At 73.6% G+C, this 22,156-nt stretch carries 18 protein-coding genes and 1 pseudogene; 7 read left to right on the top strand and 12 right to left on the bottom strand.

What is annotated here, in order from left to right:
* Positions 1-144 precede the first annotated feature (144 nt).
* The 3 genes from ACO1BR_RS07005 to ACO1BR_RS06995 all read left to right on the top strand — a co-directional run bounded on the left by ACO1BR_RS07005 (position 145) and on the right by ACO1BR_RS06995 (position 2,432).
* Complete coding sequence (locus ACO1BR_RS07005) at positions 145-519, top strand: alpha/beta fold hydrolase (RefSeq protein ID WP_426794133.1); 375 nt, start codon at positions 145-147, stop codon at positions 517-519.
* Between the two features lie 480 nt (positions 520-999).
* A complete protein-coding gene (locus tag ACO1BR_RS07000) occupies positions 1,000-1,524 on the top strand; it encodes a MarR family winged helix-turn-helix transcriptional regulator (protein ID WP_426794132.1) in 525 nt (174 codons plus the stop codon).
* A 143-nt stretch (positions 1,525-1,667) separates the two neighbouring features.
* Entirely contained in the window at positions 1,668-2,432 is a 765-nt protein-coding gene (locus tag ACO1BR_RS06995) for a PE-PGRS family protein (protein WP_426794131.1), read from the top strand.
* Between the two features lie 390 nt (positions 2,433-2,822).
* Here the strand turns inward: ACO1BR_RS06995 and ACO1BR_RS06990 are convergent, their stop codons facing one another.
* Entirely contained in the window at positions 2,823-3,206 is a 384-nt protein-coding gene (locus ACO1BR_RS06990) for a zf-HC2 domain-containing protein (RefSeq protein WP_426794130.1), read from the bottom strand.
* A 49-nt stretch (positions 3,207-3,255) separates the two neighbouring features.
* Between ACO1BR_RS06990 and ACO1BR_RS06985 the strand changes: the two genes are divergently transcribed.
* Positions 3,256-3,975 (top strand): sigma-70 family RNA polymerase sigma factor, encoded by a 720-nt coding sequence (locus ACO1BR_RS06985; RefSeq protein ID WP_426794129.1) that lies wholly within the window; start codon positions 3,256-3,258, stop codon positions 3,973-3,975.
* Positions 3,976-4,144: 169 nt separating this feature from the next.
* Here ACO1BR_RS06985 and ACO1BR_RS06980 read toward each other — a convergent pair whose 3' ends face one another.
* From ACO1BR_RS06980 to ACO1BR_RS06970, 3 genes are read right to left on the bottom strand one after another with little or no spacing between them, the layout of a single operon-like run.
* The gene (locus tag ACO1BR_RS06980) at positions 4,145-4,618 is read right to left on the bottom strand and encodes a copper chaperone PCu(A)C (RefSeq protein WP_426794128.1); all 474 of its coding nucleotides are present in this window, start codon (positions 4,616-4,618) and stop codon (positions 4,145-4,147) included.
* Entirely contained in the window at positions 4,615-6,999 is a 2,385-nt protein-coding gene (locus tag ACO1BR_RS06975) for a heavy metal translocating P-type ATPase (protein WP_426794127.1), read from the bottom strand. Before ACO1BR_RS06975 ends, ACO1BR_RS06980 begins: the two co-directional genes overlap by 4 nt.
* Positions 6,996-7,328 carry a hypothetical protein gene (locus tag ACO1BR_RS06970; protein ID WP_426794126.1) on the bottom strand — a complete coding sequence of 111 codons (333 nt, stop codon included), beginning with the start codon at positions 7,326-7,328 and terminating at the stop codon, positions 6,996-6,998. Before ACO1BR_RS06970 ends, ACO1BR_RS06975 begins: the two co-directional genes overlap by 4 nt.
* 360 nt (positions 7,329-7,688) lie before the next feature.
* On the opposite strand from ACO1BR_RS06970, the pseudogene ACO1BR_RS06965 reads away from it, so the two are divergent.
* Positions 7,689-8,089: pseudogene (locus ACO1BR_RS06965) on the top strand (cytochrome P450); the annotation flags it as partial.
* An 88-nt stretch (positions 8,090-8,177) separates the two neighbouring features.
* On the opposite strand, the gene ACO1BR_RS06960 reads toward ACO1BR_RS06965, so the two are convergent.
* The 5 genes from ACO1BR_RS06960 to ACO1BR_RS06940 form a co-directional block, all read right to left on the bottom strand.
* Positions 8,178-8,645, bottom strand: coding sequence for a cyclic nucleotide-binding domain-containing protein (locus ACO1BR_RS06960; RefSeq protein ID WP_426794125.1), 468 nt, complete (start codon positions 8,643-8,645; stop codon positions 8,178-8,180).
* 89 nt (positions 8,646-8,734) lie between these two features.
* Positions 8,735-11,623 carry an NHLP bacteriocin export ABC transporter permease/ATPase subunit gene (locus ACO1BR_RS06955; RefSeq protein ID WP_426794124.1) on the bottom strand — a complete coding sequence of 963 codons (2,889 nt, stop codon included), beginning with the start codon at positions 11,621-11,623 and terminating at the stop codon, positions 8,735-8,737.
* Between the two features lies 1 nt (position 11,624).
* Entirely contained in the window at positions 11,625-13,913 is a 2,289-nt protein-coding gene (locus tag ACO1BR_RS06950) for an NHLP family bacteriocin export ABC transporter peptidase/permease/ATPase subunit (RefSeq protein ID WP_426794123.1), read from the bottom strand.
* Positions 13,910-14,716, bottom strand: a complete 807-nt coding sequence (locus tag ACO1BR_RS06945) for an HlyD family efflux transporter periplasmic adaptor subunit (RefSeq protein WP_426794122.1) — start codon at positions 14,714-14,716, stop codon at positions 13,910-13,912. The genes ACO1BR_RS06950 and ACO1BR_RS06945 overlap by 4 nt, the downstream gene beginning before the upstream one ends.
* Positions 14,717-14,931: 215 nt before the next feature.
* Positions 14,932-15,147, bottom strand: a complete 216-nt coding sequence (locus ACO1BR_RS06940; protein WP_426794121.1) for a type A2 lantipeptide — start codon at positions 15,145-15,147, stop codon at positions 14,932-14,934.
* Positions 15,148-15,823: 676 nt separating this feature from the next.
* Between ACO1BR_RS06940 and ACO1BR_RS06935 the strand changes: the two genes are divergently transcribed.
* Positions 15,824-16,915 (top strand): PHP domain-containing protein, encoded by a 1,092-nt coding sequence (locus tag ACO1BR_RS06935; RefSeq protein ID WP_426794120.1) that lies wholly within the window; start codon positions 15,824-15,826, stop codon positions 16,913-16,915.
* On the opposite strand, the gene ACO1BR_RS06930 is transcribed toward ACO1BR_RS06935, so the two are convergent.
* Genes ACO1BR_RS06930 through tdh form a run of 3 tightly spaced genes read right to left on the bottom strand, consistent with a single transcriptional unit; the run spans position 16,878 to position 20,101 of the window.
* Positions 16,878-17,786: a LysR family transcriptional regulator gene (locus ACO1BR_RS06930; protein WP_426794119.1), complete on the bottom strand. Its 909-nt coding sequence runs from the start codon at positions 17,784-17,786 to the stop codon at positions 16,878-16,880. The genes ACO1BR_RS06935 and ACO1BR_RS06930 overlap by 38 nt on opposite strands.
* A gap of 51 nt (positions 17,787-17,837) precedes the next feature.
* Positions 17,838-19,031, bottom strand: coding sequence for a glycine C-acetyltransferase (locus tag ACO1BR_RS06925; protein ID WP_426794118.1), 1,194 nt, complete (start codon positions 19,029-19,031; stop codon positions 17,838-17,840).
* Between the two features lie 41 nt (positions 19,032-19,072).
* Positions 19,073-20,101: an L-threonine 3-dehydrogenase gene (gene tdh / locus ACO1BR_RS06920; RefSeq protein WP_426794117.1), complete on the bottom strand. Its 1,029-nt coding sequence runs from the start codon at positions 20,099-20,101 to the stop codon at positions 19,073-19,075.
* 348 nt (positions 20,102-20,449) lie between these two features.
* Between tdh and ACO1BR_RS06915 the strand changes: the two genes are divergently transcribed.
* The gene (locus ACO1BR_RS06915; RefSeq protein ID WP_426794116.1) at positions 20,450-22,090 is read left to right on the top strand and encodes a S1 family peptidase; all 1,641 of its coding nucleotides are present in this window, start codon (positions 20,450-20,452) and stop codon (positions 22,088-22,090) included.
* Positions 22,091-22,156: the final 66 nt, after the last annotated feature.

The following is a 22,156-nucleotide window of genomic DNA, read 5'->3' as shown; positions in this document are numbered from 1 at the left end:
CCCCCCCCCGCCGTGCGTGCGGCGGCCGGTCCGGACGCAACCGGGCGCGCCGCCCGGCCGCTGAGGGGCCATCAGGAAAGCAACGGGCCAACGCGGCACGCCCCTCTGCCGGGAATCACCGGTCCGGCCGCGGCCATGGACTTCATGGACTTCGCCGCACGGGAACTCACCGACCTGGTGCGGCCGTTGGTGGTGGACGTGCGCGGCCGGGGGCTGTCGGACGGCGCGGCCCCGGGCCCGGGTGGCGGGGGCGGCTACGGGCCGGCGGCGTACGCCGAGGACACCGAGGCGGTCATCGCGGCACTCGCGCCGGGCCGGCCGGTGCTTTTCGGGCATTCGACGGGCGCGCGGATCGCGGCGGTCGTCGCGGCGCGCGGCAAGGCGGCGACCGGTGGCAGCGTGCCGGCCGATCCGCCGATCCGCCGATCCGCGGCCCCGGCCGCGGGCCGTACCCCACCCTCCCTGGACACCTTCTTTCGGACAGCTGACGCCGGCCGAGCGCGGTACGGATGCCGATGAGGTGGCCCGGTCGTGGCCGCGCCGGCCGCGCCGGGAGCAGGAGTTGCGGGCCCGCCGGCCGTCCGGCTGCGAGCGGCGGGCGGTCGTCGCCACCCATCACGGTTCGAGACGGCGGACTTCTTCGACTGGTGGCCCGGGTGCCCGCGCCCCACCACGCTGCTGTACGGCGCGGACAGCCCCGTGGTCACGACGGCGGGGCCGCGGAGGCACGGGCGCTGCTGCCGTCGGCCTCGCCCACCGCGGTGCCGGAGTCGGGCCACCGGATCTTCTGGGACACACCCCCCGGCGCCACTGGCGGCACTGCGGGCGGCGCTGCGCCCGATGCACGGGTGAGCGCCGTCGGCGAGGCGCCATGCCGCGGCGCCGGCGGAGCGCGCCGGTGGCGCGGAGTTGGGCGATGCTGGCGTGAATGATGGTGATGTGAGCATGGCGATGCCGGTCCACGGTGGCCGGCCCGGTTCACCGTGATTGAGTGGCTCCATGGCTGACGAGACCGCGCCCCACGTGCCCACATCCCCCGCGTCCGCGCCCGACGGACCGGCGTCCAGCGCACCGGAATCCATGATTCCGCACGCCCTGACGGCCGCCCCCGGGTACCAGGTGCGCCGGCTCTACCAGGCGTATCTCGCGGTGTGGGCGCGCGCGGTCGATCCGACGCTCACCGGCCCACAGTTCGCGGTGCTGACGGCCGTGGACGCGGCGCCGGGGCGCGATCAGCGGTCGATGGCCTCGGCCGTGGCGCTGGACACCTCCACGATGGCGGATGTGGCCCGGCGGCTGGAGAGCCGGGGCCTGATAGTCCGCCGCGCCGACGCCGCGGACGGACGGCGCAAGCTGCTGTATCTCACCGAGGAGGGCAGGCGGACCCTCCACGGCGCCCACGAACGGGCCCGCCGGCTCGACGAACGGCTGCTGGAGCCGTACGACCCCGTGCAGCGCGCCGACCTGATGCGCCTGCTGTCATCCCTGGCCGACCGCTGGGAGCGCATCGCCGGGGACCTCTGACGGGTGACCGGCGGATACGCCCGCGGGCCCGGGCGAGCAGCAGATGTCCGCCCAGGGCCGGCACCCGCGCGAACTCGGCGAACAGCGCCTGCGACGGGGGTGCGGAGACCCGCGCGGAGGCGGGGTGCGACGATGGGGCTGTCATGGATGCGGGGCGGGTTCTGAGGGGGCTGCGCGCCGCGGTGTTCGCGACGGTCTGTGTGCTCCTGGCTGCGCTGGGGCACGTGGTGATGTCGGAAACCGCGGTGCCCGGCTGGATGCTGCTCGCGGCCGGTCTGCCGACGGCGGCCGGGGCATGGTGCCTCGCCGGCCGGGAACGCGGGCCGGTACTGGTCGGATTGCTGACCGTGGCCACCCAGGCGGGGCTGCACAGCGCGTTCTCGTTCGGGCAGGCACTTGCCGCCCCCACCGACGGGCAACGGGCCTCGCTGGCGCGGGACTGGGCGAACACCTGGCTCTGCGGCGGGCAGGGGCTGTCGGTCGCCGACATCGACGCGGCGCGGATGGCGTCGCAGATGGGGCAGATGGGGTCGACGGGCCCCATGGGGTCGGCGCATTCCCCGGGAGCGATGGACGCCATGGGCGGCATGCCGGGGATGGCGGGCATGGCGTCGGGGCATCCGGGCATGCACGGCGGCAGCGCCGGCGGCATGCTCGCCGCGCACCTGCTGGTCGCCCTGCTCAGTGCGTGGTGGCTGTGGGGCGGTGAGCGGGCGGCGTTCCGGCTCGTACGGAGCGTGTCGGCCCGGCTGTTCGCGCCCCTGGTACTGGTGTTGCGGGTCGTACTGCCCGATGCGGAACCGGCCCCGCGCCCCGCCCGGCAGGAGCCGCGGTGTGCGGTACGCCGGTTGCTGCTCGCCCATGCGATGTCCTTGCGGGGCCCGCCGCGTGAGCCGGCTGTCGTCTGACAGCACGGTCGAACTTCCCGGCCGGACCGACACGGAGACACGCAGGCGCACACAGGGGTGGACAACGGCCGCTCCTGCGAAACGGCTCGCCCTGAAGGGCCGTTGCCCCGGGGGCGTTCGCCCTCGGAGGCCGTCGCCGCGTGCCCCGACGTCCGGCTTCGACTTCACCGGTCGTCCGCGCCGTATGCGCGATGACCGGATCACGCGAAGGACTCCAGAGGACTCCCGATGACGAATCCTGTCCGGATGCCGGCGGTTCCGCCGCCCGCATCCCTCTCCATATCCGTAGCCGGATCCGTAGCCGTAGCCGTTTCGCCTTGCGGCCCAGGGGTGGGCGAGAGCGGGTATCCGGCACCCGCCGAGGGACCGGCCGGTGGGTCTGCCGGTCGGTCAGTCCGTCCGTACACCGGCCGTGTCCACCGGTGCGGCGTCTGGTGCGGGCGCCGGCCGCACACGGGCGAGCAGCGCCTCGACGGCCGCCGGGTCGCCGAGCGGAACCACGGTCCCGCCGGCCGAGGGTGCCCGTCCGTCGGAGGGCGGCGCGCCCGCGTCGGATGGCGCGGCGCCGCCGGTGCGCGTGCGGAGGCCGCCTCCTTCCGCACGCGCGGCGGCGCGGTCGATGGCCGCCGTCAGCGCTCGCGCCTGGGCGTCCCATGCGCGGCAGTCCGGACAGTCCGCGAGATGGCCGTCGAGGCCGCGGGCGGTGATCCCAGGGGGCAGCTCCTCGCCGTCGAGGCGGGCGGAGAGTGCCGTACGGATGCGCGAGCAGAGCATGCGCCCATCCTCCATCACGCCACCATGCGCGGTGAGGGGCGGTCCCGGTATGCGTGACGGAGCACGGAACGGTGTGCGGGACGACGAGTCGGTGACCGGCTGGGCGCTGGCCGCCCGCACCGGTGACGAGCGGGCCGTCGAGCAGTTCGTGAAGGCCACGCAGCTCGATGTGCGGCGTTATGTGACGCATCTCAGCGGGGAGGCGCAGGCGGCCGACGACTTGGTGCAGGACACCTACGTACGCGCGTTGCGCGCTCTGCCGCGGTTCGAGGGCCGGTCGTCGGCGCGGACCTGGCTGCTGGCGATCGCCCGGCGGGTGGTGGCGGATCGCATCCGCTCCCATGCGGTACGGCCGCGGCTGGCCGCGACCGACGACTGGCAGACGGCGGCGGAACGGGTGCAGCCGCGCGGGGTTCCGGGCTTCGACGAGGGGATCGCGCTGGCCGAACTGCTTGCGGCGCTGACCCCGCAGCGGCGGGAGGCGTTCGTGCTGACGCAGCAGCTGGGGCTCCCGTACGCGGCGGCTGCCGGGGTGATGGGCTGCCCGGTGGGAACGGTGCGGTCCCGGGTGGCCCGTGCCCGGGAGACGCTGATCGCACTGCTGGCGGACGCCGAGGCGGGGAGCGCGGCCGGGACCGAGACGGAGACCGGACAGCGGGGCGCGGACGGCGGGGGCGCGCTTCGGGCGTCCCCCTCGGGGAGCGTGGCGTTCGGAAGACCGGGCACGGGTGACCGGCAGCCGCGCGATCTCGCCGGCGCCGTGGCCTGACGGTCCGCGGCCCGGCGCCGCGGCGGGATCACGGTCGGGCGGTGGCCCGTCCGTGAACTTCCCGGCGACGAGCGGCTCTTCGGAGCCCGGAGCGGCAGGTCTTCCGTGTGATCGGGAGCGCCTGCCGCTCCGCCTTCTGCTCCCCCTCCCGCTCGCCGGGGCGAAGCGCCTACTGCTCACCGGGGCGAACCGCACGGGCCCGCACGGTCAACGGGGGGCTGTCACGGAAGTGAAAGGTGAAGGTGAGGCGGTCGCCAGGGGTGAGCCGGGGCGGCGGGCTGATCATGACGTCGAGGGTCGCGGGCGTCATGGTCAGCGAGCCGCCGGCCGGGACGGTCGCGGAGGGGACCATCGCCATGGTGCGGGCGTTGCGGCCGGCGGGGACGTCACGGCTGAGCATGGTCCGGTGACCCGCCGGGCCGGTGACCGAGGTCAGGACGTCGTCCGCGGTGCCGGTGTTGCGCAGGGTGAAGAACGCGGCGGTGGCGTCGTCGCCGGCGGGGATCAGCACGCGCCCCTCGGCGGCCGTCAGCCGGGCGGGGGTGCCCGCGTTACCGGTCGCGGCCCAGGCCGTGAGCGTACCGAGGGTCGCCAGGCAGGTGAGGAGCGGTACGGCGACCGCCACCAGGCGCGGGCGGTTCATGAGGTCTCCCAAGTGGCCTTGTCGCGAGGTGAGTCGGTGCGCCGGGCGGAGCGTGCGGCGCCCGGGGGCCGCCAGGCGCACAGGCGCAGGCTGTTGCCGACGACGAGCAGGGAGCTGGCGGACATCGCGGCTGCCGCGAGCATCGGGTTGAGCAGGCCGACCGCGGCGAGCGGCACGGTGACCAGGTTGTAGCCGAAGGCCCAGAGGAGGTTGCCGCGGATGGTGCCGAGCGTACGGCGGGCGAGGCGTACGGCGTCGGCGATGGCCTGGAGGTCCTCGCGTACCAGGGTCACGTCCGCGGCGCCGATCGCCGCGTCGGTGCCGCTGCCCATGGCGATGCCGAGGTCGGCGAGCGCGAGGGCCGCCGCGTCGTTGACGCCGTCGCCGACCACGGCGACCCGGCCGCCCTGCTCCTTGAGGGTCGTGACCAGCGCGGCCTTGTCCTGGGGGGCGGCCTGGGCGTGGATCTCGGTGATGGCGAGCGCTCCGGCGACCGTGCGGGCGGTGGCCGCGCGGTCGCCGGTGGCCAGGACGGGCCGCAGGCCCAGGCGGCGCAGATGGTCGACCGCGCGGTATCCGTCGGGGCGCAGGGTGTCGCCGACGGCGATGACCGCTTCCGGGACTCCGTCGACGGTGACGAGGACCGCCGTGCGGCCGGCGGTTTCGGCCGCCCGCACCGCGTCCGGCAGCGGAGCCGGGAGGTCGCCGGGGTCGTCCGGCGGCCGGACGACCGTCACCTCGTGCCCGTCCACCGTACCGCGTACGCCGAGGCCGGGGGTGGCGGTGAAGTCGCGTACGGAGTCGGCCGGTTGCAGGGGGCGGTCCGCGGTGCGGTCGCGGGCGTACGCGGTGACGGCGCGCGCCACGGGGTGCTCGGAGCCCTGCTCGACGGTGGCGGCGAGCCGGAGTGCGTCCTCCGGAGCGAGGCCGCCGGCCCGCGGTGTCAGGGCGCCGACCGTCATCCGCCCCGTGGTGAGGGTGCCGGTCTTGTCGAGGACGACGGTGTCGATGCGGCGCAGTCGTTCCAGGGCGCGTGGCCCGCTGACGAGGATTCCGAGCTGGGCGCCGCGTCCGGTGGCGGCCAGCAGCGCGGTCGGGGTGGCCAGGCCCAGCGCACACGGGCAGGCGACGACGAGTACCGCCACCGCCGCGGTGACGGCCGCCTGCGGATCGGCCCCGGCGCCGAGCCAGAAGCCCAGAACGGTGACCGACACGGTCAGCACGGCGGGCACGAAGACCGCGGCCACCGCGTCGGCGAGGCGCTGCGCCCGGGTCTTGCCGGTCTGGGCGTCCTCGACGAGCCGGGTGATCCTGGCGAGTTGGGTGTCGCCGCCCACGGCGTCCGCCCGGACTTCCAGCAGACCGCCGGAGTTGACCGCGCCACCGACCACCTCGGAGCCCGGCCCGACCTCGACCGGGTGGCTCTCACCGCTGATCAGCGAGAGGTCCAGTGCCGAGCCGCCGGCGACGACGGTGCCGTCCGTGGCGACCCGCTCCCCCGGCCGTACCAGGAACCGGTCCCCGACCCGCAGCCGATCGGCCGGGATACGGCGCTCGCCGCCGTCCTCGCCACGTACCGCCACCTCCTTCGCGGCGAGTTCGGCCAGCGAGCGGAGCGCGGCGCCGGTGCCCCGCCGGGCCCCGGCTTCCATCCGGCGTCCGGCCAGGACGAACAGCGGTACGCCGACGGCCGCTTCGAGATACAGGTGCGCGGTCCCGTCACCGGCGCCGGGCAGCAGGCTGAACGGCATCGTCATGCCGGGCGTGCCGGCTCCGCCGAGGAAGAGCGCGTAGGTGGACCAGGTGAACGACGCGGCGACGCCGAGGGAGACCAGGGTGTCCATGGTCGCGGCGCCGTGGCGCAGGCCCCGCAGCGCGCGGAGGTGGAAGGGCGCGGCGCCCCATACGGCGACCGGTGCGGCAAGCACGAAGCACAGCCACTGCCAGTTGCGGAACTGCCAGCCCGGCACCATCGACAGCACCAGTACCGGCACGGACAGCAGGGCGGTCAGCAGCAGCCGCTGCCGCTCGGCGCGCGATCCGTCGTCGTGGCGGCCGGTGTCCTCGGGCGGCCGCCGGGTGCCGTCGGGCTCCGGTGCGACGGGTTCGGGAAGCCGTGCCGTGAACCCGGCGGCCTCCACGGTGGCGATGAGTTCGCCGACGGAGACCGCCGCGGGGTGGGTGATCCGCGCCCGCCCCGTCGCCAGGTTCACCGACGCGGTCACGCCGTCCATCCGCCCGAGCTTCCTCTCGACCCGCCCCACGCAGGCGGCGCAGGTCATGCCCCCGATGGTGAGGGTCGAGGTGGTGGATTCGGCGTCGGTGGCGGTGAGTTGGGGTGGTGCGGGCGGGGTCCGGCGGGGGTGGGGGTCCGGTGTCATCGCAGCTCTCCCGTGGTCACCGGGGCGGGGGACGGGGCTCCCATGGAGCCCATGCCGGGCATGCCGCCCATGCCTCCATCGCCGGTCGGTTCGGTGGTGCCGGTGCGGGGGCGGTCGGCGGGGTGCAGGCCGGGTGCCACGGGGCCGACGGCGGTTCCCACCGCGTACGAGAGGGCGAACAGCAGCGCCAGGAGGGCGAGGAAGCCGACGACCGGACGGGCGGGCAGGAACCGTGCGGGGGACGGGGGACGTGCCGGTGTCCGGGCGACGGGGGAGGCCGTCCGCTGCTCGCGGTGGGGTGGCGCGGGGGACGTCGCGGGGGTGGTCATCGCGTCATCGTGGCAGGTGGGAGCGGAGGTGGGCGGACGATCGGGGGGTGTTCGCGACGTGAGGTTCCTCCCGCTCCCGGAGGGGAACTCAGGGCCGTCGCGGAACGACTAACTGGGTTTGCCCGCGGCGCCGTTCGGACCGGCGCGGCCCTGTTCGGACCGGTGCGGCGGCCCTGTTCCGACCGGTGCAGCCCCGGACGGGCCCGTGAGGCGCCCGGGCCCCGCTCCGCCCGTCCCGCCCCTTCCCCGGGCGGGGGAATTTTCCCGGTTCGGCGGGAACCCGGTCCGCCTCCCGCCCGACCTCTCACACGCCGAGCCGTTCCGGCCCGCCCCCAAGGAGACGCCCCGTAGGAGACGCCCATGCCCAGACCAGGCCGCCCGGCCCCACCGCCCCACCCCACCGACCTCTACGGCGCCGACTACAAGCGCGACCCGTATCCCCTCTACGCCGAGTTGCGGGCGCGCGGCCCGGTGCACCGGGTGCGGTTCCCCAGCGGGGTGTGCGCCTGGCTGGTCACGGGGTACGACGCCGCGCAGCAGGCACTGACCGACCCCCGCCTGGGCAAGCTCCACTCGCGCGGCAACGCGGCTTGGCGAGCCCGCGCTTCGATCATGCCGGAGCCGCGGCACTCCCAGCTCCAGGTGCATCTGCTCCATCAGGACCGCCCCGGCACACCGCGCTGCGCCCGATGATCATCGACGCCTTCGCCCCGCAGCGCGTCGAGGCGCTCCGCCCCCGCTTCCAGGCGACGGCCGACGCGCGGGGTCACGCCCGCGACCCGGCACAGGTAGTCGGCCGGATCACACGTCCGGTTCCCGGCCCCCGGGGTCTCTCCCGGGACAGCGCACCTAGAGCTCCATCTGCTCCGTCCCGCCGCTCTGGGGCCCGTAGAGCTCCAGCAGCCGCACGCGGGTGCCGTGCAGCCGTTGGGCGACGGTTTCGGCGACGTAGAGGTACATCGCCCGGCCCAGCACCGGGTCGGACTCGCACAGGGCGCGGACGACGGTGGCGTCGAACTCGACGGCCTCCACGGCGCTCAGGGTCTCCGCTCCGAGGTGCCAGAGGTAGGGCGGGAACAGCCAGGACCAGCCGAGGAGTTCGTCGCGGCCGAGGGTCTCCACGACGGCGGCCTGCCGGCCGGGGACGCGCTGGTCGAGGGCGACCCGGCCACTGCGGATGATCCAGAAGCGGTCGGCCCGGCGGCCCTCCTCGAAGATGCGGTTGGCGCGGGGGAAGGACACCTCCTGGGCGATTTCGGTCAGCCGCCGGCGCCGGTCGGGGGGCATCGCATCGAACAGGTGCTTGACCGTGGGCATCTCGTCCTCCATCCGCCGCCGGCACTCCGCGCAGGCACTGCCGTGCACCCTATGCGGCGGTTCGGGAGGATTACGGGAAGGCCCGCCCCTCACGCCAACTGGCGCCGCACCAGATCGTGCAGCCGGCCGCCGGTGTCCGCGAGCAGGTCCGCCGGGGCGCCCTGCTCGACGACCCGGCCGTCGGCCATGACGATGACGCGGTCGGCGTCCATGACGGTGGAGAGCCGGTGGGCGATGACCAGGCGGCTGGCGCTGAGCTTGCGGGTGCTGTCGATGACGATGCGCTGGGTTTCGTTGTCGAGGGCGCTGGTGGCCTCGTCGAAGAAGAGGATGCGGGGGCGGCGGACCAGTGCCTGGGCGATCATCAGCCGCTGGCGCTGGCCGCCGGATATCGCGCCACCGCCGGAGATCATGGTGTGCAGCCCCATCGGCATCCGCTTGATGTCCTCGGCCAGGCCCGCCATTTCGGCCGCCGCCCAGACCTCTTCCTGGGTGAACGCCTCGGTGCCGCTGATGCAGTCGAGGAGGGAGCCGGTGAGCGGCTGGGCGTTCTGCAGGACCACACCGCACTGCCGGCGCACGGCCGCCTGGTCGAGCGCGGCGAGGTCCTGGCCGTCGTAGAGGACGCTGCCCGAGGAGGGCTTGTCGAAGCCGATGAGGAGACGGAGCAGGGTCGACTTGCCACAGCCGCTGGGGCCGACGATGGCGACGAACTCGCCGGGTTCGACCTGGAGGGAGACGTCGTCGAGGACCAGGGGGCCGTCGTCGGTGTAGCGGAAGGAGAGCTTGCGCGCCGCGATGCCGCCGGAGAGGAGGCCGGGCTGGGCGCTACCGCCGCGGACCTCCGGGGCCTCGTCCAGCACCGGCTTGATCTGCTCGAACATCGGGAGCGCGGCGGCGGCCGAGACGAACGCGCCGGTGATCTGGGTGACCGAGGTGAGCAGCATGGTCACCGAGGTGTTGAACGTCAGGAAGGAGCCGGCCGACATGCTGCCACGGGCGGGGCCGGCCAGCAGCAGGAAGAAGACCAGGGAGCAGAGCGGGAGGTAGACCGTGTTGAGGACGGTGGTGAGGTTCTTGATGCGGCCGGCCTTCTGCTGGAGTTCCCGGGAACGGGCGAACTCGCGGGCCCAGGCCGCGTACGCGAAGCTCTCGGCCGCCGCGACCCGCAGCTTGGGCAGGCCGCGCAGGGTCTGGAACGCCTGGTTGTTGAGCTTGTTGCCGAGCTTCACCAGCCGGCGCTGCCAGCGCAGTTCCCACAGCCCCATGACCAGGAACACCGCGCCGATCACCAGCAGCATGGCGACCGCGGCGAGGGCGAGCGGGACGCTGTAGAGCAGCAGCAGGACGAGGTTCATGGCGCCGACCGTGGTGGCCTGCACCGCGACCGGCCCGACGCCGGCCAGCACCCGGCGGATGGCGCTGATGCCCATCGCGGCGCTGGCCAGTTCGCCGGTGGAACGCTCGGCGAAGAACTTCGTCGGAAGGCGCAGCAGCCGGTCCCAGACGGCGGGTTGGAGGGTGCTCTCGATGCGGCCTTCCATGCGGAGCACGGTGAGGTTCTGGAGCAGCATGAAGGCGGCGGACACCACGCCGGAGACGATCACGGCGAGGGCGACCTGGACGATCAGGCTGCGTTCGGCGGCCGGTACGTAGACGCCGAGGACCTTGCCGGTGGCGATCGGGACGAGCGCGCCGAGGCCGACCGTCACCAGTCCGCCGAGGGCGAGATTGCGCACGTCCATGCGGGTGCCGCGGAGGCTGAAGCGCATCAGGCGCCACATGCTCATCGGGCGGTCCGGCAGCGGCCGGTAGAACATCACCGCGCGCTGCCCGAACTCGTCGGCGTTGTCCTTGCCGATACGGATCCGCAGGCCGGAGGCGGGGTTGACCGCCTCGTAGCCCCCGCGGCGCCACAGCAGCGCCACGGGCGCGCCGGATTTGGCGCGCATGCCGACCAGGGGGCCGGCGTCGGTGCGCCACCAGCGCCCGTCGAGGCGTACGGCGCGGGTGCGGATCCGGGAGCTGACCGCGATGCGTTCGACGGGGCTGATCCGGTCGTTGGCCGCGGCGCCCTTGGGGGGCTCGGTGAGGGTGATCCCAGCGGCTTCGGCGACCTGGCGGCAGACCGCGAAGGTGGCGTCGTCGCCGGCCCGGTCGCGGCCCGCGGCGGAGCGTCCCGAGCGGTCCTTGCCGATGGAGGCGAGCAGCGCCTGGTCGGCGCGTTCGCGGACGGCCTCGCCCGCCTTGATGCCGGCGGCGGTGCGGTCCTCGTGGGCGCGCTCCAGCTGCTCGATCCAGCGGTCGACGGCGGACAGCAGCCGGTACTGCTGGTTGACCATCTGCTGCCACAGCGCGGGGTCGACGAGCAGGTCGGCGGCGGCCTCGGCGCTGTAGGAGGCGCCGTACTGGACGCTGCCGGGCGGTACCGGCATCCAGAGGATGTCGTCGTCGGCCACCGCCTCGTCGGTGGGCCGGCCGTCCAGCGGTGCCTCGAACAGCACGCCCAGGCTGCGGGCGGTGCCGAGCGCGAAGGCGTGCTCCAGCGCGGAGGGCGCCTGCCCGCCGTAGGTGTCGTCGTAGCCGTACGCGTACTCGCCCTGCTCGCCGTAGCCGGCGTAGTCGGGGCGGGGCAGTTCGCGCAGCGCGATCCGGCGCAGCCCGCAGTCCTGGGAGGGGCGGCCGAAGAGGGTGTGCTGGGGGCCGTCGACGGGGCCGAGCAGCAGGGCGCCGGTTTCGAGGCGGCCGAGGAAGTGCCAGTGGCCCTCCTGGGCGGCGTCGACGGCGAAGAGGTCCAGGAAGCCGCCGGTGACCAGCCACAGGACGTGCGGCCCCTCCAGGGGGACGTTGCGCAGCCCGGTGCAGTCGACGGGGGTGCCGAGGCCGCCCAGGGCGTGCGTCACCGCGTCGCTCTCGCCCGGTCCGCCGGCGGATCCCGCGGCGGGTCCCACGCCCGGGGACGGGTGTACGGATGCCACGTCAGTGCTCCTTGACCAGCTCGGCGTACGCGCCTCCGGCGGCGACCAGGTCCTGGTGCCGACCGCGTTCGACGACCACGCCGTGGTCGAGGACCACGATCTCGTCGCTGTCGCGGACGGTGCTCAGCCGGTGGGCGATGACGACGCAGGCACAGCCGCGCCGCCGCAGGTTGTCCATGATGATCGCCTCGGTCTCGGCGTCCAGGGCGCTGGTGACCTCGTCGAGGACCAGGATGCTGGGGCGCCGTACCAGTGCGCGGGCGATTTCCAGGCGCTGCCGCTGGCCGCCGGAGAAGTTGCGGCCGTCCTGTTCGACGCGGCTGTGGATGCCGTCGGGGCGGCGGGCGATGACGTCGTCGTAGAGGGCGGCGTCCTGGAGGGCGGCGATGACCGCGTCGTCCGGGATCGAGGGGTCCCACAGGGCGACGTTGTCCCGGACGGTGCCCTCGAAGAGGAAGATGTCCTGGTCGACGAAGGAGACCGAGGCGGCCAGCACGCTGCGGGGGATGTCCTCCAGGCGCTGTCCGTCGATGCGGATGGTGCCTTCCCAGGGGGCGTAGAGGCCGGAGATCAGCCGGGAGACGGTGGACTTGCCGCTGCCGGAGCCGCCGACCAGGGCGACCTGGCGGCCGGGGCCGACGGCCAGGGAGAAGCCGCTGAGCAGCGGCTTGTCGAGCGGGCTGTAGCCGAAGGTGATGTCCTCCAGCGTCACATGGCCTTTGAGGCGGCGGGTGCCGGCGTCCGCTTCCGGGCGGGAGTAGAGGGTGTCGGCGGGGAAGCTCTCGACGTCCTTGAGGCGGGCGACGTCGGCGGCGAAGTCCTGTATGCGGCCGGCGACGCCGTTGAGCCGGGTGACGGGCGCGGTGAAGCGCGTCACCAGGGCCTGGAAGGCGACCAGCAGACCGATGGAGATATGGCCCTCGACCGCGCGCAGCCCGCCGATCCACAGGATCAGGGCGCTGTTGAGGGTGGCGAGGGTGGGGGCGACGACCGCCAGCCAGGCGCTGGGAACGCCGAGCCGCTGCTGTTCCTCCAGGGTGGTGGCGTGCTGGCCGGCCCAGCGCCGGAAGTAGCCGCTCTCGCCGCCGGTGGCCTTCATGGTCTCGATGAGCTGGAGGCCGGTGTACGAGGTGTTGGTCAGCCGGGCGGTGTCGGCGCGCAGCTTCTGGACGTGCGTGGCGCGCAGCCGGACGACGATCCGCATCGCGACGACGTTGAGCAGCGCGATCAGCACGCCGATGACGGTGAGTTGGGGGTCGTACGTCCACAGCAGCAGCGCGTAGAGGACCACGACGACGCCGTCCACGGCTGCCGCGGCGAGGTCCCGGGCGAGGGTCTCGGCCACCGCGTCGTTGGACTGGAGCCGTTGGACGAGGTCGGCGGGCGAGCGCTGGGCGAAGAAGGTGACCGGCAGCCGCAGGAGGTGGCGCAGGAAGCGGGCGCTGCTGAGGGTGGAGGAGATGATCCGGCCGCGCAGCAGGTTGGCCTGTTGCAGGCCGGTCAGGACGGCGGTGAGCGCCACCATCGCGGTCATCGCGGCGAACAGCGGCCCCAGCAGCGAGGTCTGGTTGCCGATCAGGAACATGTCGATGTACGTACGGCTGAGCGCGGGTACCGCGGCGCCGACGCCGACCAGCAGCAGGCTGGCGAGCAGCGCGGCGAGCAGGGTGCCGGTGGTGCCGCGCAGCCGGGCGGGCAGGGCGCTGAGCACGCTCGGTTTGCGGCCCCCCTTGCGGAAGGCGTCGGTGGGTTCGAAGACCAGGGCGACGCCGGTGAAGCTGGTGTCGAAGTCCTCCATCGCCACGAAGCGGCGGCCCTTGTCGGGGTCGTTGATGTACACACCGCGGCGGCCGAGGCGGCGGCCCATGCCGTCGTAGACGACGTAGTGGTTGAACTCCCAGAAGAGGATGGCCGGCGCCGAGACCTCGGCGAGCGCGGCCGGTTCCATCTGCATGCCCTTGGCCTGGAGGCCGTAACTGCGGGCGGCCTTCAGCAGGTTGCTGGCGCGCGAGCCGTCGCGGGAGACGCCGCAGGCTATCCGCAGCTCCTCCAGGGGGACGTGGCGCCCGTAGTGGGCGAGCACCATGGCCAGGGAGGCGGCGCCGCACTCCACGGCCTCCATCTGGAGCACGGTGGGCGTGCGGACGGATTTCCCGGCCTTCCCGGCCTTGGCGGCGGGCGGCGGCCCCTTGCGTCGGCGGGCGGCCGGCGCGGGCTCGGGACGGTGCCGGCCGCGGCCGGCCGGCGGCAGGTGCTGCGGAGGTGCCGCGGAGTCGTTCGGTGCGGTCACGGGAGCAGCCAATCGATCGGGTGCTGCGCGGCCAGGTGGACGGCGCCGGTGGCCTGGGTCATCGAGTCCAGCGCGAAGGGCGGGCCGTCCGAGGTGGACCAGGCGTAGCCGGAGGCGGTGTGCGCGGTGTCGAGCGTCACCAGGACCGCGACCGGCTGGCCGTGCTGGGAGAACTGCTGGCCGAGCTGGTCGCTGCCGAGGAAGGCGGAAATCCGCTGGCGGGTCTGGGTGTTGCGGCCGATGGCCGTGATCTTGCCGCGCAGTACGCCGTACTGCTGGGTCGGCGCGGACTGGACGCTGAGGTCGACGGCGGCGCCGAGGGGGAGGGTGGCGGCGCTTTCGGCGGGGACGTAGAGGGTCGCGGTCAGCCGGTCCCCGGCGCCGGCGGTCTTCTCGACGGAGGCGAGGTCCGCGCCGGTCGTGACGACCGAGCCGATGGTGGCGGACAGGGTCGTCAGCCGTCCCGCGGCGATGGCGCGGACGACGGTGGTGGTGCCCTGCGCCGTACGGACCTTCACGACGGGCGCTTCGGCGGCGACCTGCTTGCCTTCCTCGGCGAGCACCGCGGTCACCTGGCCGGCGACGGGGCTCTGGAGTATGTAGCTGCCCTGGCCGTGGGTGAGGATCGCGGGGGCACCGAGGGTCGAGGAGACGGTGCCGGCGAACGCCCAGACGGCGGCGCCGGCCATGACGAGGACCGTGACGATCAGGACGAGCCAGCCCTGCGGCCGGGCGAAGCGCACCGGCAGGTCCAGTTCCTCGGGCGACTGCAGCTTGGAAAGGGCCTGTTGGCGGAACTGCACGTCACTCTTCCCTCAACTGCACGATGTGGTACGGGACATCATGGCACGGCGCGGACGGCCGGCGGTATGTCCGGGCGGCGAACGGCCAGGCGCCCCGGGGCCCGGTCGGAACCGGGCTGTCCGGGGCACTCGGCCCGGCATGTCGGCAAGGAGGGGACGCCGACCTGCCGTTACCTCCGCTCGATGCCGGATGTGCCGCTCAGCGGCACAGGGGCTCAGAGACCGGTGGTCAGGCCGCCCGCGACACCCTGCGCGTCCAGGCCGGTGGCGCCCTGGACCAGGCCGGTGACGGTGGTGAGGGTGCCGGCGACCGGGCCGATGGAGTCAACGGTGGTGGTGACGGTGCTCAGCGCGCCGCCGACGAGGCCACCGGACACGTTGTCCAGGTCGGCGTCGGAGATTTCCTGGGTCTGAACCTGGGCGTTGTTCATGATGTTTCCCTTCGGATCAATATCAAGAAAAAGCACGCAAACGGGCCGTCCGGTGGGGTTGACCCGGCCGCGGCAACGGTAGTCAGGGTCCCGAATTCGGGAAACCCGGCGACTCCCGTGATGTGAAGGATCAAAGCACGCAGGCCGGTTGCCCTGCTAATCGGACATCCGCCGATCCGGACGCGAACGCTCCGTCGAATTACCGGACGTGTACATGCGTCCATGGGTTGGTGGCAGCTTCTTCACATCCCCTCCGGTTTCCTTTCCGTCGACCCGCCGTTGCGCTCCGTAGCGAACTGGACAATCCCGCACCAACCCGCCGATCCGCAGGTCAGGACCAAGGCGGAAAACTATCGGGCGTGTGCCGACTGCGCATTCGGTGTGCAGATTTACCGAAGGCCGCCGATCTTTACGCCTCCGCAGCGCGACACCCCGACCGGAAGTCCAGCCAGCGTTTCGGACACTCGTCCGGGATGTTGCGGAGGCTTTAACCGCGCATGATTCTCCGCGACTTCCCCTGCGGTAATGACCGAAATGACCACTGCTATCGCCGCGCCATTCCGATGGAAACGGATCGACCATCCGGAGAACGGACATATTCGCATAACTGCGATAGGGGCGGTTCGCCGCACCGCCCGCGGTGGCAGCCGGCCCACCGCCGGTGCACGGTGGGGAGGTGGATCCCGTGGCGGCGCTGGAGCGGATCGCGTTCCTGCTGGAGCGGCAGGGCGCGGTCACCTACCGCGTGCAGGCGTTCCGTACGGCGGCGTCGGTCGTCGGCGAACTGCCCACGGAGGAACTGCGCGAGCGGGCGGCGAACGGGACGCTGGGCCGCCTCAGAGGGCTCGGCCCGAAAACCACCCGGGTCGTCGAAGAGGCCCTCGCCGGGCGGCGGCCCGCCTATCTGGCGCGGCTGGCGGAGGAGGCCGGCGGCCCGCTGGTCGAAGGGGAGCAAGGGCGGGCGCTGTTGCGGGCGCTGCGCGGGGACTGCCATCTGCACTCGGACTGGTCGGACGGCGGCAGCCCCGTCGAGGCGATGGCCAGGACCGCCCGCGACCTCGGCCACGACTGGTGCGTGCTGACCGACCACTCCCCCCGCCTCACCGTCGCCCACGGGCTGACCGCCGAGCGGCTGCGGCGGCAACTGGCGCTGGTGGCGGTGGTGAACGCGCAACTGGCGCCGTTCCGGCTGCTGACCGGCATCGAGTGCGACATCCTCGACGACGGCTCGCTCGACCAGGAGTCAGAGCTGCTGGACGCACTCGACGTGGTGGTCGCCTCGGTCCACTCCAAGCTGCGGATGGCGAAGGGCCCGATGACCCGCCGGATGCTGGCGGCCGTACGCAACCCGCTGGTGGACGTGTTGGGCCACTGCACCGGGCGGCAGATCACCGGCAAGCCGCGCCCGGAGTCGGAGTTCGACGCCGAGGAGGTCTTCGCGGCGTGCGCCGAGCACCGCACGGCCGTGGAGATCAACTGCCGCCCGGACCGGTTCGATCCGCCGCGCCGGCTGCTGCGGCAGGCGCTCGACGCCGGCACCCTCTTCGCGATCGACAGCGACGCGCACGCGCCCGGCCAGCTGGACTGGCAGATCTACGGCTGCGCCCGCGCCGAGGAGTGCGGTGTCCCGGCGGAGCGGGTCATCACCACCTGGACGGCCAGCGGGCTGGTGGCCTGGACCCGCACCGGCCGGGCACCGGGCCGGGCCGCCGGCCGACGTCCCGCCCCGGTCAGCCCTGGGCGGCCGCCGCCGTCCGCAGCGCCGTGAGCACCGGGCGCAGCAGCGGGTGGTCCTCGGCGCCGCGGCGGACGGCGGCGAAGACCCGGCGGGTGGGGGCGACCCCGTCGACCGGGCGGACCACCGCATCCGTCAGATCCATCCCGCGCAGCGCCGAGCGCGGCACCAGCGCGACGCCGGCCCCCGCGGAGGCGAGCGCCACCACCGCCCGGAAGTCGTCCGAGGAATGCTCCAGGCGCGGCTCGAAACCGGCGTACTCGCAGGCCAGGACGACCACGTCATGGCAGGGGTTGCCGGAGTACGGGCCGATCCACGGGTCCTTGGCCAGATCGGCCAGCGGCACCCGCTCCGCGCCGGCCAGCGGGTGGCCGGGCGACAGCACCGCGTCGAACGGCTCGGCGTACAGCGGGACACGGGTCAGCCGCGGATCGTCCTCGCCCGGCGCGCCGCGGTACTCCACCGCGACCGCGACATCGACCTGCCGGTCCAGCACCATCAGCAGGCTGGCGTCGCCCTCGGCGTCCTGGACGCGGACGCGGATGCCGGGCGCGGACCGGGCCAGCTCGGTGATGGCCGGGGCGAGCACCAGCCCGATGCCGGTCGCGAACGCCGCCACCGTCACCGTGCCCGCCTCCCCCGCCTCGTAGGCGGCGAGCTCCGACTCGGCGCGCTCCAGCTGGGCCAGGACGGCATTGGCGTGGCCCAGCAGGATGTCGCCCGCGGCGGTCAGCCGGACACCGCGGGCGCCGCGCTCCACAAGGCGGTGGCCGGTCTCCTGCTCCAGGGCCGCCAACTGCTGGGAGACCGCCGAGGGCGTGAGATAGAGCGCGGCTGCCGCGGCGGTGACCGTACGGTGGTCGGCCAGCGCGCGGAGGATGTGCAGCCGGCGTGCTTCGATCATGCTTCCAGTCTCGCAGGGTGTGGCCGGTTGTTCCCTTGCGGACGGGTCGCTTCAGTGGGCCAGCGCGGCGCGGGCGGCCACGAAGGCGTCCACCGCGCGGTGCACGTCGTCGGTGGAGTGCGCCGCGGACAGCTGGACGCGGATCCGCGCCTGCCCCTGGGGGACGACCGGGTACGAGAACCCGATGACGTACACCCCGCGCTCCAGCAGCAGCTCCGCCATCCGGCCCGCCTCGGCCGCGTCGCCGATCATCACCGGGGCGATGGCGTGCTCGCCGGGCAGGATCTCGAAGCCCTCCTCGGTCATCCGGGAGCGGAACAGCGCGGTGTTGGCGTGCAGCCGCTCGCGCAGGTCGCCGGCGGACTCCAGCAGGTCGAGCACCTTGAGGGAGGCCGCCGCGATCACCGGCGCCAGCGAGTTGGAGAAGAGGTACGGGCGGGAGCGCTGGCGCAGCAGGGCGACGATCTCGGCGCGGGCGGCGACATAGCCGCCGGAGGCGCCGCCGAGCGCCTTGCCGAGGGTGCCGGTGATGATGTCGACGCGGTCCATCACGCCGTGCAGCTCGGGTGTGCCGCGCCCGCCGGGGCCGACGAAGCCGACCGCGTGCGAGTCGTCGACCATCACCATCGCGCCGTAGCGGTCGGCCAGGTCGCAGATCTCGGCCAGCGGCGCCAGGTAGCCGTCCATGGAGAAGACGCCGTCGGTGACGACGAGGGTGCGGCGGGCGCCCTCGGCCTCCTTCAACTGGCGCTCCAGGTCGGCCATGTCGCGGTTGGCGTAGCGCAGGCGGCGGGCCTTGGAGAGCCGGATGCCGTCGATGATGGAGGCGTGGTTGAGGGCGTCGGAGATGACCGCGTCGTCCGGGCCGAGCAGGGTCTCGAAGACACCGCCGTTGGCGTCGAAGCAGGAGGAGTAGAGGATGGTGTCCTCCTGGCCGAGGAATCCGGAGATCCGCCGCTCCAGCTCCTTGTGGACCTCCTGCGTACCGCAGATGAAGCGGACCGAGGCCAGGCCGTAGCCCCAGCGGTCGAGCGCTTCGTGGGCGGCGGCGACGACCTCGGGGTGGTCGGCCAGGCCCAGGTAGTTGTTGGCGCAGAAGTTGAGGACCTCGCCCGGACGGCCGCCGGCGGTGACCGCGACGGTGGCGGACTGCGGGGTTCCGATGACCCGCTCCGGCTTGTGCAGCCCGGCGGCGCGGATCTCGTCGAGGGTGGTGCGCAGGTCCTCGCGTACGGAGTCGAACATGGGCCTTCCTTAGGGGTGCGTTGGGGGGACCGGGCCGGGGATCAGGCGGCCCAGTCGAGGATGACCTTGCCGCCCTGGCCGCCGGCCGCGTCGGCGAAGGCGGCGTCGAACTCCTGGTACGGATAGCGGCCGGTGATCACCGGTGCGAGGTCGAGGCCGCCTTCCAGCAGGACCGACATCGCGTACCAGGTCTCGAACATCTCCCGGCCGTAGATGCCCTTGATGGTGATCATGGAGGTGACGATCCGGGACCAGTCGACCGGGAACTCCTGGGACGGCAGGCCCAGTACGGCGATCCGGCCGCCGTGCGTCATGTTGCCGATCATGTCGCGCAGCGCCTCGGGGCGGCCGGACATCTCCAGGCCGACGTCGAAGCCCTCGCGCAGGCCCAGTTGGCGCTGGCCGTCCGCGATCGAGGACCGCCCGACGTCGAGGGCGAGGCTGACGCCGACCTTCCGGGCCAGTTCGAGGCGCTGCTCGCTGACGTCGGTGATCATCACGTTGCGGGCGCCGGCGTGCCGGGCGACCGCCGCCGCCATGATCCCGATCGGCCCGGCCCCGGTGATCAGTACGTCCTCGCCGACCAGGGGGAAGGAGAGCGCGGTGTGCACGGCGTTGCCGAAGGGGTCGAAGACCGCGGCGATGTCGAGGTCGACCGGGACCCGGTGCACCCACACGTTGGCCGCCGGCAGCGCCACGTACTCGGCGAAGGCGCCGTCCCGGCCGACGCCGAGCCCGACCGTGGCCCGGCACAGGTGGCGGCGCCCGGCCAGGCAGTTGCGGCACTTGCCGCAGACCAGATGGCCCTCGCCGCTGACCAGGTCCCCGGCGCGTATCTCGGCCACGTCCCGGCCGGTCTCGACGACCTCACCGACGAATTCGTGGCCGATTGTCAGCGGGGCGCTGATCGACTGCTGGGCCCACCCGTCCCACGACCGGATGTGCAGGTCCGTGCCGCAGATGCCGGTGCGCAGCACCTTGATCAGCACGTCCCCCGCGCCGATCGCGGGCTCCGGCACGTCCGTGAGCCACAGACCCGGCTCCGCCTTCTGCTTGACCAGTGCCTTCACCGTTAGAGCTCCCGTACGTGAAGAGGTGCCGTGCCGTCGCGGGGGCCCGATCCGGCCGCCCGTTCCCCGGCCAGAAATCTCCCCTACGGCGGGCGTGCGGTCCATCGAGGATTTCTTAAGCGCGGCGACAGCTGCCCTTCACGCCCGGCCGGGCGGACGGGCCGGGGAGTGTAGGGCTTCGCAGCGGTGAACGTCGGAATTCATCACAGCTTGAGTGCCACGGGCCCGGGGCGGGCGGGGCTGCGTAGGACTGGAGGCAACGCACGGGTGCCGGCTCGACGCACCACGGCAGCCCGTGTCCCCCCACCCTGTGCGTCCCTGGAGGTCAGTGAATTGAGCCACCGACATGTGAACAAGCGGACCGGCATCATGGCCGGCGCCGCCGCGGCCGCCATCGTGGGCGCGGCGGTCCTGCTGCCCAACGCCCATGCGAGCACGGACCGGCCGGCGGCCCCGCGGACGCTCAGCAGCCACGCGGCCACCCAGCTGGCGGCAGCGCTCAAGGCGGACCTCGGGGACCGGACCGCCGGTTGGTATCTGGACGGCGCGAACGGCCACCTCGTCGTGAACGTCCTCTCCCAGGACGCCGCGCAGAGCGTCACGGCCAAGGGCGCCGTCGCCAAGGTCGTCCACAACAGCATGACCGCGCTGCAGGCCGGCACGAAGACGCTGCGCGACACCGCCTCGGTGCCGGGCACGGCCTGGTCGATCGACCCGAAGACCAACAAGATCGTGGTGACCGCCGACCGAACGGTCACCGGCGCAAAGATGGCCACGCTCTCCAAGGCCACCGCGGCCATGGGCGCGGGCATGGTCACCATCCAGCGGTCCCAGGGGGTGTTCCAGCGGTACGACGGTGGGAACACGGGTGGCCCGGCGGGCGGCGCAGGAGGCGACGCGGGTGGCGCGGCAGGCGGCAACGCGGGGAGCACGGCGGGGAGTTCGGCGGGCGGATCGACGGACGGCGGTGCCGGACAGAGTGGCGGCGGTGCCGGGCAGAGCGACGGTGGCGCCGGTCAGAACGGAGGCGGTACAGGACAGAACGGCGGCGCAGGACAGAATGGTGGAGGACAGAACGGCGGAGGACAGAACGGCGGCGGGCAGGGCGGCGGTGGCGCCGCGGGCCCGATCGGCGGCAGCGCCATCTTCGGTGGCAACGCCCGCTGTTCCCTTGGCTTCAACGTCACGGTCAAGGGAGCGCCCGCCTTCCTGACGGCCGGTCACTGCGGCAACGACTCCAAGACCTGGTCGGCCGACCAGGGCGGCCAGCCACTGGGGACGGTGAGCAACTCCCAGTTCCCGAAGACCGACTTCGCCCTGGTCACCTACAACGACCCCGGTACGAAGCCGCAGAGCGCGGTCGACCTGGGCAACGGCAGCACCCAGCAGATCACCAAGGCCGCGGAGGCGGCCGTCGGCATGAAGGTCCAGCGGTCGGGCTCCACCAGCGGGCTCCACGACGGCACCGTCACCGGCCTGGACGCGACGGTCAACTACGGCAACGGCGACATCGTCAACGGCCTCATACAGACGGACGTCTGCGCGGAGCCCGGCGACAGCGGCGGCTCGATGTTCGCCGGCGACGCGGCCGTCGGGCTGACCTCCGGCGGCAGCGGCGACTGCAAGCGCGGCGGTCAGACGTTCTTCCAGCCGGTCACCGCCGCGCTCCAGGCCACGGGGGCGCAGATCGGCGCCGGGGGCGGCGACGGCAACGGCGCAGGAGGCGCCAACGGGGCCGGAGGCGCCAACGGCGCGGGAGGCGGCAACGGCGCGGGAGGCGGCAACGCGGGGGGCGCCTCCGGCGGGGCCGGCAGCTCCGGTGCGGGGACCCAGGACCCGGGCTCGACGGCCGGCGCGGGCACGCAGGATCCCGGTACCGGCGGCCAGGACCCGGGTACCGGAGCCCAGGACCCCGGTACCGGAGCCCAGGACCCGGGAGCCGGCAGCGGCGCCGACCCCGGCACGGGAAGCGGCGGAACGATGAACTGACGTACACCGAGGGGGAGTTCACCGCGGTACGGCTCCCGCCCGCCATGACCAGGGCGGCGGGGGCCG

This window comes from Streptomyces sp. YGL11-2 (genome assembly GCF_050054615.1).
Lineage (GTDB): Bacteria > Actinomycetota > Actinomycetes > Streptomycetales > Streptomycetaceae > Streptomyces.
This window is presented reverse-complemented; position numbering and strand designations above follow the sequence as displayed.